At 56.6% G+C, this 11,865-nt stretch carries 14 protein-coding genes and 1 riboswitch; of the genes, 5 read left to right on the forward strand and 9 right to left on the reverse strand.

Annotated features, from left to right (window positions below; translation table 11 throughout):
• Positions 1–2: 2 nt before the first annotated feature.
• Together rhlE and RAC90_RS06285 are read right to left on the reverse strand one after the other, a co-directional pair.
• Positions 3–1,352 (reverse strand): ATP-dependent RNA helicase RhlE, encoded by a 1,350-nt coding sequence (gene rhlE / locus RAC90_RS06280; RefSeq protein WP_006118521.1) that lies wholly within the window; start codon positions 1,350–1,352, stop codon positions 3–5.
• 224 nt (positions 1,353–1,576) lie between these two features.
• Positions 1,577–1,969 (reverse strand): YbhQ family protein, encoded by a 393-nt coding sequence (locus RAC90_RS06285; RefSeq protein ID WP_033737724.1) that lies wholly within the window; start codon positions 1,967–1,969, stop codon positions 1,577–1,579.
• A gap of 177 nt (positions 1,970–2,146) precedes the next feature.
• Between RAC90_RS06285 and RAC90_RS06290 the strand changes: the two genes are divergently transcribed.
• From RAC90_RS06290 to RAC90_RS06300, 3 genes are read left to right on the forward strand one after another with little or no spacing between them, the layout of a single operon-like run.
• Positions 2,147–2,908 (forward strand): endonuclease/exonuclease/phosphatase family protein, encoded by a 762-nt coding sequence (locus tag RAC90_RS06290; protein ID WP_375124124.1) that lies wholly within the window; start codon positions 2,147–2,149, stop codon positions 2,906–2,908.
• Positions 2,905–4,149, forward strand: a complete 1,245-nt coding sequence (gene clsB, locus RAC90_RS06295) for a cardiolipin synthase ClsB (protein WP_033737726.1) — start codon at positions 2,905–2,907, stop codon at positions 4,147–4,149. The genes RAC90_RS06290 and clsB overlap by 4 nt, the downstream gene beginning before the upstream one ends.
• The gene (locus RAC90_RS06300; protein WP_054634282.1) at positions 4,149–5,114 is read left to right on the forward strand and encodes a lysylphosphatidylglycerol synthase domain-containing protein; all 966 of its coding nucleotides are present in this window, start codon (positions 4,149–4,151) and stop codon (positions 5,112–5,114) included. Before clsB ends, RAC90_RS06300 begins: the two co-directional genes overlap by 1 nt.
• 37 nt (positions 5,115–5,151) lie before the next feature.
• Here the strand turns inward: RAC90_RS06300 and RAC90_RS06305 are convergent, their stop codons facing one another.
• Together RAC90_RS06305 and RAC90_RS06310 are read right to left on the reverse strand one after the other, a co-directional pair.
• Positions 5,152–5,859, reverse strand: a complete 708-nt coding sequence (locus tag RAC90_RS06305) for a Bax inhibitor-1/YccA family protein (RefSeq protein WP_185199720.1) — start codon at positions 5,857–5,859, stop codon at positions 5,152–5,154.
• Between the two features lie 95 nt (positions 5,860–5,954).
• A complete protein-coding gene (locus RAC90_RS06310) occupies positions 5,955–7,049 on the reverse strand; it encodes a DUF1615 domain-containing protein (RefSeq protein ID WP_375124125.1) in 1,095 nt (364 codons plus the stop codon).
• A gap of 106 nt (positions 7,050–7,155) precedes the next feature.
• Between RAC90_RS06310 and RAC90_RS06315 the strand changes: the two genes are divergently transcribed.
• Complete coding sequence (locus tag RAC90_RS06315) at positions 7,156–7,941, forward strand: OBAP family protein (RefSeq protein ID WP_006118514.1); 786 nt, start codon at positions 7,156–7,158, stop codon at positions 7,939–7,941.
• Here the strand turns inward: RAC90_RS06315 and moaE are convergent.
• From moaE to moaA, 5 genes are all read right to left on the reverse strand, one after another.
• Positions 7,938–8,390, reverse strand: a complete 453-nt coding sequence (moaE, locus tag RAC90_RS06320) for a molybdopterin synthase catalytic subunit MoaE (protein ID WP_205955017.1) — start codon at positions 8,388–8,390, stop codon at positions 7,938–7,940. The two genes, RAC90_RS06315 and moaE, sit on opposite strands and share 4 nt — an antisense overlap.
• Entirely contained in the window at positions 8,391–8,636 is a 246-nt protein-coding gene (gene moaD, locus RAC90_RS06325; protein ID WP_205955015.1) for a molybdopterin synthase sulfur carrier subunit, read from the reverse strand.
• A complete protein-coding gene (gene moaC / locus RAC90_RS06330) occupies positions 8,629–9,114 on the reverse strand; it encodes a cyclic pyranopterin monophosphate synthase MoaC (protein ID WP_033737733.1) in 486 nt (161 codons plus the stop codon). Before moaC ends, moaD begins: the two co-directional genes overlap by 8 nt.
• 2 nt (positions 9,115–9,116) lie before the next feature.
• Complete coding sequence (moaB, locus tag RAC90_RS06335) at positions 9,117–9,632, reverse strand: molybdenum cofactor biosynthesis protein B (RefSeq protein ID WP_006118510.1); 516 nt, start codon at positions 9,630–9,632, stop codon at positions 9,117–9,119.
• Between the two features lie 14 nt (positions 9,633–9,646).
• Positions 9,647–10,636 carry a GTP 3',8-cyclase MoaA gene (moaA, locus tag RAC90_RS06340; RefSeq protein ID WP_172677660.1) on the reverse strand — a complete coding sequence of 330 codons (990 nt, stop codon included), beginning with the start codon at positions 10,634–10,636 and terminating at the stop codon, positions 9,647–9,649.
• A riboswitch (molybdenum cofactor riboswitch) is annotated at positions 10,625–10,758 on the reverse strand. (Overlaps the previous gene by 12 nt.)
• 201 nt (positions 10,759–10,959) lie before the next feature.
• Here moaA and yvcK point away from each other — a divergent pair.
• The gene (gene yvcK, locus RAC90_RS06345; RefSeq protein WP_006118508.1) at positions 10,960–11,865 is read left to right on the forward strand and encodes a uridine diphosphate-N-acetylglucosamine-binding protein YvcK; all 906 of its coding nucleotides are present in this window, start codon (positions 10,960–10,962) and stop codon (positions 11,863–11,865) included.

Consider the following 11,865-nt stretch of genomic DNA (forward strand, 5'->3'; position numbering starts at 1 on the left):
GATCAGACGTTTCCGCTGCGTTTAGGCGCGGGCCGACGTGGACGAGACGCAGGCTTATCAGACTGGCCCGCTGCGGGTCCCTGACGACGCGGCTGCGCACGCTTGTCCCCTTGAGGACGCGCCGCGCCGGCACCTTGTCCGCCCTGCCCCCGACCGCGGCCGCGTGAAGACGGTGACTGGCGGCCGTTCACAATCGGTTCCGCTTTGATGCTGGGATCCGGCTCATAGCCCGGCACAGCCAGTCGTGGAATTTCACGCTTCAGCAAGCGCTCAATATCACGCAACAGTTTGTGTTCGTCGACGCAAACCAGCGACAGCGCCGCACCCGTTGCGGCGGCACGACCGGTACGCCCAATGCGGTGTACGTAGTCTTCAGGCACGTTTGGCAATTCATAGTTCACGACGTGCGGCAGTTCTTCAATATCCAGACCGCGGGCCGCGATATCCGTCGCAACCAGCACACGAATCGCGCCGGATTTGAAGTCGGCCAGTGCACGGGTACGTGCGCCCTGACTCTTGTTACCGTGGATGGCGGCGGCCGTAATGCCGTCTTTGCCCAGTTGTTCGGCAAGGTGATTGGCACCGTGCTTGGTGCGGGTAAAGACCAGCACCTGCTGCCAGTTACCTTCGCCAATCAGCTGAGACAGCAGTTCCCGCTTGCGCTTTTTGTCAACAAAATGCACCTGCTGAGAAACCTGCTCAGACGCGGTATTGCGGCGCGCGACTTCAACCTGCTCCGGGTTGTGCAGCAGTTTTTCTGCCAGGGTTTTGATCTCATCTGAGAACGTCGCCGAGAACAGCAGGTTCTGACGTTTAGCTGGCAGTTTGGCCAGTACGCGGCGGATATCGTGGATAAAGCCCATATCGAGCATGCGATCCGCTTCATCCAGTACCAGCACTTCAACCTGAGACAGGTCAACGGCGTTTTGATGAGCCAGATCCAGTAGACGGCCCGGCGTGGCCACCAGAATATCGACGCCGCCGCGCAGCTTCATCATCTGCGGGTTGATGCTGACGCCGCCAAACACCACCAGCGAACGCAGCGGAAGATATTTGCTGTAGTCGCTGACGTTTTCACCGACCTGAGCGGCCAGTTCACGGGTCGGTGTCAGAATCAGCGCGCGCACCGGACGACGGCCGCGCACTGTTCCGGTATTCGCGGACAGTTTCTGTAATAAAGGTAAGGTAAACCCGGCGGTTTTGCCGGTGCCGGTCTGCGCGCTTGCCAGCAGATCGCGGCCGGACAGCACAACAGGAATCGCCTGGCGCTGAACAGGCGTCGGTTCGCTGTAGCCCTGCTCAGCTACCGCACGCAGAATATCGGCACTCAGGCCGAGAGAGTCAAAAGACATGACGAGTATTACTCCGGTCCACTCTGACCGCGTTTGGCGGTGTAGTTTTCAGAGGGATAGTGACGCCAGCTGAGGCTGACGCGTGAAAAGGGTGCAAACTACGATGCATAAGCGGCGGAGTGTAACAGCTTTACCGCCCCTGTGCGAGATAGCTCACAATTGATTACATATCTCCCAACGACAAAAGCCACCTTGCGGTGGCTTTTTTAGCGCGACAGCCTGATTCAGCTGCGTTTTTTCTCAATGCGTCCTGCCGGCTCTTTCGCCAGCAACGACACCAGCGCGGGCCCCAACAACATCACCACGCCAAGGCTGGCTAACAGTAAGTTGTTGTGGAAAATGCGCGACACCAGGAACAGCGTCATCATCGCGGCACCGAAATAGTACGTGGTGGTCGCTTCTTCCAGGTAATCACCCAGGGTACGTAAACGGGCACTACGCTGCGTGATCAGCATGGCGATAAACACCGCTGCATAAGCCACCACCAGGGTACTGCACACTTCGACCAGTGCTTTATGTTTCCAGCCCCAGACCAGTGCGGCAATCACCAGCAGGTGCATCGCGATGTGGGCCCAGGTTTGACCGGTAATAATTTGAAAGCGATTCGACAATTTCATTTCTCTCTCCTGCAGACCTGGCACGTTGCACATATGCAACCGTAACCGGCCAGGGACGGTTTCTCAATGTAAAGCAAATTTCAGATAACGCCCTAATTATTCCTCTTCTTCACCCTCCATTTGTGACAAAGACTACACTTTGTTGTTGATGAAGATGAAAAGGAGCGCGTCGCGAGTATGCCACAAATCAAGCAAGGATTTTCATTTAAAGTCCTGACGATTAATACCCATAAAGGTTTTTCCCCGTTTAACCGACGCTTCATCTTGCCCGAATTGCGTGAAGCAGTGCGCGCAACGTCAGCAGATATCGTTTTTTTGCAAGAGGTGATGGGAACCCATGACATTCACCCTCTGCAACATGAAAACTGGCCTGATACCTCCCACTACGAGTTTCTGGCCGACACGATGTGGAACGATTTTGCCTATGGGCGCAATGCGGTTTACCCGGAAGGACATCATGGCAACGCCGTGCTGTCGCGTTTTCCCATTGCTGAGTACGACAATCGCGATGTTTCAATTGCCGGGAGCGAAAATCGCGGCATGTTGCATTGCCAGCTTACCCTGCCCGATGGCCGGGGCACGCTGCATGTCATCTGTGTGCACCTGGGGCTGAAAGAGGCGCACCGTCGTGCCCAGTTGGCGATGTTAAACGACATGGTGATGGCGTTACCCGCTGACGCACCTGTCGTCGTCGCCGGTGACTTTAACGACTGGCAGGGGCGAGCCAACAACATACTGCAAAAAGGGGCGGGACTAAAAGAGGTCTTTAGCCTGAAAAGCGGACGACCTGCGCGGACGTTTCCGGCACGCTTTCCCCTTCTGCGACTGGATCGTATTTACGTGCGCAATGCGACGATCAGTCAACCCTGGGCATTGCCGCGTAAACCCTGGTCACACCTTTCCGATCACGCGCCGCTGGCGGTGGAGATCCATCTATGAATTTTGAGTGGCAAGACGGCAACAAACTGCGCCTGCTGGAAAACGGGGACGCATTTTTCCCCCGGGTGTTTGGCGCGATTGCACGTGCCGAACACAGCGTACTGCTGGAAACCTTTATCCTGTTCGAAGACGATGTGGGCAACGCCCTGCACAAGGTGCTGCTGGCGGCGGCGCAGCGCGGCGTCAAGGTCGAAATGATGGTCGATGGCTACGGCTCCTCCGAGCTGTCCCAGAGTTATGTCAACAGTCTGACGCAGGCGGGCGTGCGCTTTATCTATTACGATCCGCGTCCGCTGATCATGGGCATGCGAACTAACGTCTTTCGCCGTCTGCACCGTAAAACTGTGGTCGTGGACGGCGTTATCGCCTTTGTCGGCGGCATCAACTTTTCCGCCGAGCACTACACGGATTTTGGCCCGGAAGCCAAACAGGATTATACCGTGGAGGTCAAAGGTCCGGTGGTCGCCGACATTACCCGCTACCTGCAAGAGGCGATTGGCAGTCAGGCCACCACTCGCCGCTGGTGGGGACAGCGTTCACATCGTCCGGCCAAAAACACCCTGCCCGGCGACGCGCAGGTCCTGTTTGTCTATCGCGACAACGATCAGCACCGGGATGATATTGAGCAGCATTATCTGGACATGCTGCGCACCGCCAAACAGGACGTCATTATCGCCAACGCCTACTTTTTCCCTGGCTACCGTTTGCTTAAGGAGATGCGCAATGCGGCACAGCGCGGCGTACGCGTGCGACTGATTGTGCAGGGTGAGCCGGATATGCCGATTGTGAAAGTGGGCGCTGAGCTGCTTTATAACTATCTGGTGGATGCGGGCGTGGAAGTCTATGAATATTGCCGCCGACCGCTGCATGGCAAAGTGGCGGTGAAAGATCAGCAGTGGGCTACCGTTGGCTCAAGCAATCTCGATCCCTTGAGTTTGTCCCTCAATCTTGAAGCCAACCTGATCATTCACGATCGCAACTTTAACCAGACATTACGCGATAATCTTGAGCATTTACTGGCTGAAGACTGTCAGCGCGTCGAAGAGGATAAGTTGCCACCACGCACCTGGTGGCAGCTGACGAAAGGCGTTGTCGTGTTCCACTTTCTGCGTCACTTCCCGGCTATCGCCGGCTGGTTACCGGCGCATACGCCAAAGCTGGCTCAGGTGGATCCGCCGGTTCAGCCCGAAATGGAGACGCAAGATCGCGTCGAAGCCAACAATGAAGGAGCCAATTCCTGATGGCAAACACGCACCCACGCTGGAAACTGGCAAAAAAAATCCTGACCGGGCTCTTCTTCGTCGCCGTCATTGTGCTGCTGGTGATCTATGCACGCAAAGTGAACTGGGATGACGTCTATAAGGTCATTGTTAACTACAACCGCTTTGTGGTGCTGACCGCGGCGGCACTGGTTATCGTCAGTTATCTGGTTTACGGCTGCTACGACCTGATTGGTCGGGCCTACTGTGGTCATAAGCTGGCCAAACGTCAGGTGATGCTGGTGTCATTTATCTGCTACGCCTTTAATCTGACGCTGAGTACCTGGGTTGGCGGTGTCGCTATGCGCTACCGGCTCTATTCGCGGCTCGGCCTGGACAGTGCGACGATTACGCGCATTTTCTCCCTCAGCATCGCCACTAACTGGCTGGGCTACATCTTGCTGGCGGGCGTGATCTTCAGTGCAGGCCTGGTTCCGATTCCCGGCGGCTGGTTTATCGGCGAAACCACACTACGGCTTATTGGTGCCGCCCTGCTGGTGCTCGTTGTGTTTTATCTCTGGGCCTGCGCGTTTTCTAAACGTCGTCGCTGGAAAGTGAAAGGGCAAACCCTGCAGTTGCCTTCCCTGCGCATGGCGCTGTTTCAGTTTGCCGTCTCCTGCGCCAACTGGCTGGTTATGGGCACGATTATCTGGCTGCTGCTGGGCCGGGATGCCGGTTATCCCATGGTGCTGGGCGTACTGTTAATCAGTAGTATCGCAGGCGTAATTATTCATATTCCGGCGGGGATTGGGGTGCTTGAAGCGGTATTCGTGGCGCTGCTGGGCGGCGAGAACCTTTCACACGGGACCATCATCGCCGCGCTGCTGGCTTACCGCGTGCTGTACTTCATTTTGCCGTTGCTCCTGGCACTGGTGCTGTATCTGGGGCTGGAGAGCCGCGCGAAACATATGCGCCATAAGAACGAGCAGAAGCTACAAAAATCGTAGTAAACGGCTGCTCTGGTTCACCAGAGCAGCCTGTTTTTTAACGGCGGTTGCCAAAAATACGCAGCAGCATCAGGAACAGGTTGATGAAATCAAGATAGAGCGTCAGCGCGCCCAAAATTGAGTAGCGGCGCAGGTTTTCCGTGTCACGCGCATCAATCTGCTCACCGATATTTTTCAGTTTCTGCGTGTCATACGCGGTCAGACCGACAAACACCACCACACCGATGTAGGTAATGGCCCACATCAATGCCGGGCTTTTCAGCCAGAAGTTCACCAGCGAGGCCAGCAGAATACCAATCAGCGCCATAAACAGCAGACTGCCCAGGCGGCTTAAATCACGTTTTGTGGTGTAGCCGTAGAACGTCATGGCACCAAACATCCCGGCCGTGACGAAGAACGTGCTGGCAATGGACGAATAGGTGTACACCAGAAAGATACTGGCCATGGTCAGCCCGGTTAGGGCCGAATAGAGCATGAATAACCCCGTCGCCACGGCCCCGCTCAGGCGATGCACCATACCTGAGAGGAAGAACACCAGCGCCAGTTGCACAATGATCAGGCCGAAGAAGGTGATGCGATTTGCAAACACCAGCTCCATCACCGCCGGTGTGCGCGCGGCAAACCAGGAGACGAAGGCAGTGAGTAACAAACCACAGGTCATCCAGCCATAAACCTGTGCCATATAAGCCTGCAACCCACGAGATGCAGGCTGAACTATTGAATCATTCTGTGGATATCGGTCCATGATGCACCTCTTGTTAAACAAATGTGTTGTGCCCCAAAACGGGCTGTCTGAGTAAGTGTGGCACAGCTCTGTTCAACTGTGCCACAACGCCGTACTTATCGACGTGACAGGCACTGCTGATAACGACTGTCGACGCGTTGAGCAAACCATGCCGTGGTTAAATTGCGGGTAATTTTAGGACTTTCAAGTCTGATGCCCGGCAACATTTCCCGTGGCAAAGGCTTTCCGGCCATCTTGTCTGCCAGCGTAAAAACCTGCTTCCACAGATCGCTGTCGCTGAAGTCCGCCTTTTCGCCCCGCTCCAGATCGTGGCGGATTTCGCGGTTGCTCATATCAATGCGTTTCGCCAGCGTCCGCACCGCCAGCTCCGTCGATCCTGGCGTGTCTGAACCATACTGAATCAGATCGCCATCCAGCGCCAGCTTCATCCCTGTCGCGCGGGCTACCGCCGCCTGGAACGCCGCATTGCGGCTGGCGTACCAGCCCGCATTGTAGTCCGCGAACCGGTAAAGCGGCTTGCTGTAGTCAGCCGGATAGCCCAGCAGGTGCATTGTGCCGAAATAGACGCCGCCATGACGCGTGAAAACTTCACGGCGAATGGAACCGTCAACCGGCCATGGATAGCCTTTGGCATGGGATTCTGCAAACGCAATACTCACCTGCATCGGTCCGCCGGTATGAACAGGGTTGAGGTTGCCAAACAGCTTCTGCCCCATGGGCACCATCTCAATAAAGTCGTCGAAAATGGCGCTCAGATCTTTTTCACTTTTCGCCTTATCCAGCCGCGCAGCGTAGCTTTCGCCATTACTGGACTTGATTAACAGCGCGGTGCGCACTAAAAACGCCGGAACATGCACCTTCGCCGCCCGGCGGTCGATCTCCTCCCAGGCGATTTTTGCCATACCGGGTACGGTGCCGTTGGCGTCAAATCCTGACTCCTGACCCGCCACCGCAATAACCGCGCACAAATTACTGTCGCTGGCGGCCAGACCCTGGGTACGGAACGACGTATAGATATCGTCAGCCCAGCCTGATTTATCGCTGACACCGGCGGGCAGCAGGCGCTGAATCTGCGCTTTGACATCCTCAGGTTGCCTGGCGGGCGCTTCTGGTGTTTTTTTGCTGCTACAGCCCGCCAGTATCAGGATAGCGAGCAACGTCAGGCGTTTGGGGAATGAAATGAATGACATACCTGTCCTCTGAGGCAAAAAGAGTAGCTTAACACTGCGCCGCTTCGCAGGGCAGATGCGATTATATGAACTAAGGTTATCTCTTTTCACGAAAAAGGGATGTTTTATGTCAAAACGCTGGACACTTATCGCACTGAGCCTGCTGCTGGCCGGCTGCGGCGGCAATAACACACCGGCTCAGGTCAGTTCGCCGGGCGCTCCCACTTCACCGACGCTAAAAGCGCTGGACAGCGGCGCGGCCGTGCTGCAGTCCCGCCCGCCCATTGATGCGATCAATGCCTATCTGGATGGTTTTCATTTCTATAACGGCGACAAGAACGGCCAGATGGAAGCCCATCACTATGTGACGGTCCTGAATGATGATGTGATGCAGGCGGTGATTTATGACGGTAATACGCGCGATGCGCGCCTGATGGGCGTGGAATATATTATCAGTGAGCGCCTGTACCGCACCCTGCCCGCCGAAGAGAAAAAACTGTGGCACAGTCATCAGTACGAGGTGAAATCCGGTTCACTGGTCGCGCCCGGCCTGCCGGCCGTCGCAGAAAAAGCGCTGATGACGCGCATCGTCAACACGTACGGGAAAACCTGGCATACCTGGCACACCGACCGCGACAAGCAACTGCCCATTGGCATTCCGGCGCTGATGATGGGCTTTACCGCCGACGGGCAAATGGATGCGCGCTTGCTGGCCGATCGCGACCGCCGTTTTGACATCGACAGTCAAAAAATTCGTGCTGAACGGGCGGATATCGTCGCACATCCCGTAGTGCCCGGCGCCAATGCCTGGCAGGACGGTGACGTTATTCAGCTTCGGCGAGGACAAGGCGGCGGTGAACACGCGCACGGCAACACGCAGTTTGCTCCCGCCGAACAGCGTGGTACGCCTTAATCCCAGCGCTGCGCAGCCTCGTGATCGCTGCTGCGTGCATCGACCCAGCGATCGCCCTGCCCGGTGGTTTCCCGTTTCCAGAACGGGGCGCGGGTTTTCAGGTAATCCATGATGAATTCCGCAGCGGCAAAGGCGCTGCTGCGGTGCGCACTGGTGACGCCGACAAAGACAATCTCATCGCCGGGAAACAGTTCACCAATGCGGTGGATGACAGAGACGCGCTGAAGCGGCCAGCGCTGGCGCGCCTCGTCAGTAATTTCCTGCAGCGCCTTCTCGGTCATACCGGGATAATGTTCCAGCGTCAGGGCCGCAACATCATCGCCCAGGTTGTGATTGCGCACTTTGCCCGTGAACGTGACAACCGCGCCGTCTTCGTTGCACCCTGCCAGCCACTGGTATTCCTGCGCCATCGCAAAGGGCGCGGGACCGACCCGAATTTGCGTGTCCATTTATCCTCCGGTAACGGGTGGGAAAAAGGCGACTTCATCGCCGTCCCGTAAAGGGTGCGTCATGGGGCGTAGTGTCTGGTTAACCGCCGCCAGTAATCGTTCGCTGTCGAGCGCCAGCGCCCAGCGTTCGCCCTGCTGAGACAACGCTGTCCGCAGCGCCGCGACGTCGGGATAGTCGGCGGCCAGCGTCAGCGAGTCCGTGCCCACCAGCTCCCGCACCTGCGCAAAAAACAGCACCTTAATCATGGGCTGCCGCCTGAAAATCGCCGCTTTTGCCGCCGCTTTTATGCAGCAGGCGCAGCCGATCAATCACGATATCTTTCTGGACGGCTTTGCACATGTCATAGATGGTCAGCGCCGCCACGGAAGCCGCCGTCAGGGCTTCCATTTCTACCCCGGTTTTCCCCGTCAGCCGACACAGCGAGGTGATGCGAACCCGGTTCAATTCGGGTTCCGCGACCAGGTTGATCTCCACTTTGCTCAGCATAAGCGGATGACAGAGTGGGATCAGTTCCCAGGTGCGTTTTGCCGCCTGAATACCGGCAATGCGCGCTGTGGCGAACACATCACCTTTATGGTGACGGCCTTCCATAATCATCTGTAACGTTTCTGGCTTCATCAGTACCAGCACGTCGGCCTGCGCTTCGCGTACCGTGTCGTCTTTGGTGGAAACGTCCACCATATGGGCTTCGCCCGCGGCGTTGATGTGGGTAAGTTGTGACATGCTTAAAGCTTCTTTAAATGAGTGACAAAATTGCAGGGACGCGTACGCGCATCCAGTTGGTCAGCGATGATGCGTTCCCACGCGGTGGTACAGGCTGACGTTGAGCCCGGGACCGCAAAGATCAACGTCTGGTTAGCCAGACCGGCCACCGCACGGGACTGCAATGTCGAGCCGCCAATGTCTTCGTAAGACACCATGCGGAACAGCTCGCCAAAGCCGTCAATCTCCCGATCGAACAACGGCAGCAGCGCCTCAGGCGTGCTGTTTTTCGCATTGAAGCCGGTGCCGCCATTAATAATGACCACCTGGACATCTTCACTGGCGATCCAGCGCGACACAATCGCGCGAATACGGTAAACATTGTCGGGAACAATGGCGTGATCGATCACGCTGTGGCCCGCCTCGGCTGCCGCTTCACGCAGATAATCGCCGGAGGTATCGCTGCTGGCATCACGGCTGTCAGAGACCGTCAGCATAGCGAGCTGTAACGGTTGAAACGTGCTGGCTGATTTGCCCATGTCTGCTCCTGCAGTTAACCGCCAATATAAGAAAGATTTTGTGTAATACCGGTATTTCCCTGTAACAGGAAATGCGTCTGCTTCTTCTGGCCCAGGCTGCTGGCAATGCGTGCCTGAAGGTCATCTTGCTGGTCGTCAGAGGCCAGCAGATCGCGTAAAGGAATCCCGCCATCGCCAAACAGGCAGAGATGCAAATTTCCCTGTGCGGAAACCCGCAGACGGTTGCAGCTGGCGCAGAAATCTTTGGAATACGGCATGATCAGCCCGATTTCACCGACGTAATCCGGATGATAAAACACCTGGGCTGGGCCATCACTGCGGCCGCTGATACGACGCTGCCAGCCCTGAGCAATCAGCTGATCGCGGATAACCTCGCCCGAGACATGCTGCTGGCGAAACAGCGCACCGCCCTCGCCGGTTTCCATCAGTTCGATAAAACGCAGCTGGATGGGACGCGTACGGATCCAGTCAAGAAAGGTCGCCAGATGGTGGCTGTTGACATCGCGCATCAGCACGCTGTTGACTTTGACCTGGCTAAAACCCGCCTCAAAAGCCGCGTCAATCCCGGCCATCACCTGGTGGAACTTGTCCTGACCGGTAATCGCATGAAACTGACGTGCATCAAGGCTGTCCACGCTGACGTTCAGCGCGGTCAGTCCCGCGTCGCGCCACTGCTTAACATCGCGCGCCAGTCGGTAGCCGTTGGTGGTGACCGCAATCTGGCGAATCGCAGCATTTTCGTTAACCGCGGCGATAATGTCGGTGAAATCACGACGTAAAGAGGGCTCACCGCCGGTCAGACGCACTTTTTCAGTGCCCGCCGCCGCAAAGGCGCGCGTGACACGGCGAATTTCATCCAGTGAGAGAAAGCTTTTATTGCGGATACCGTTTGGCTGATAACCCTCCGGCAGGCAATAGGTACAACGGAAATTACAGACATCCGTGACCGAGAGGCGCAAGTAATAAAACTTACGCGCAAATGCATCAGTAAATTGTGACACCAGAGAACACCTTTCCAATTCGGGAGATGCAGTCATTTCTTCCTGCACCCTGGCAGCGCGGAGGCTACGGCCTGAATCCCCTATCCGCAGACGTAGGCATTCAGGCTTGAGTGTACGTTAACCGGCTGATTAACGCGGTATACAGATGGTAGCGCGATTAGGGTAAATGCGCCATCCACGGCTTTTACTCTGTGTGCGCAGTAACGTTAACTTTCACCGTATTTCGCGCCCGGGATACGGTAAACTGCCGGTCATAAACTGACACACATCATCCTCGTCTGCACCCTGCGCGTTTCACGCCTCTGCAGACGCGAAAAAGGAGAAATATGAATCGAACACTGGCGGACCTGGATCGCGTCGTGGCACTGGGCGGCGGACATGGATTAGGTCGCGTGATGTCGGCCTTGTCACCACTGGGTTCGCGCCTGACCGGCATCGTTACCACCACTGATAACGGTGGCTCCACCGGCCGCATCCGTCGGGCTGAAGGCGGTATCGCCTGGGGCGATCTGCGCAACTGCATTAACCAGTTGATTACCGAGCCCAGCGTCGCGTCCGCGATGTTCGAATACCGCTTTACCGGCAATGGCGAACTGGCCGGGCACAATCTGGGCAATTTAATACTGAAAGCGCTGGATCATCTGAGCGTGCGTCCGCTGGAAGTGGTCAATATCATCCGAAATCTGCTAAAAGTTGACGCGTTTTTAATCCCGATGTCCGAACATCCGGTGGATTTGATGGCAACGGATGACGAAGGCAATGCCGTTTATGGTGAAACCGCCATTGATGAGATGCGCGCACCACCACAGGCGTTAATGCTGCATCCTGTGGTGCAACCGACGCGCGAAGCGCTCGATGCCGTTGCAGAAGCCGATTTGATTCTGATTGGGCCAGGCAGTTTCTACACCAGCCTGATGCCCATTCTGTTAATGAAAGAGATGGCGCAGGCGCTGCGCCGCACGCCCGCGAACATGGTGTTTATCGGCAACCTGGGCCGTGAACTCAGTCCGGCGGCGGCGGCGCTGACCGTGGCGGATAAGCTGCGAATAATGGAAGAGGCGATTGGTAAACGGGTCATCGACGCCGTGGTTGTCGGACCGGCCACGGACGTCAGTCTGATCGACAACCGCCTGATCATCCAGGAGCCGCTGGAGGCCGCAGATATTAAATATCGTCACGACCGCCAGCTGCTGCGCGGCGCGCTGGAGCACGCCATCCAGCGGTTTAACTGA

The sequence above is a fragment of the Pantoea sp. CS_6 genome (genome assembly GCF_041954745.1).
Classification (GTDB): Bacteria; Pseudomonadota; Gammaproteobacteria; order Enterobacterales; family Enterobacteriaceae; genus Pantoea; species Pantoea stewartii.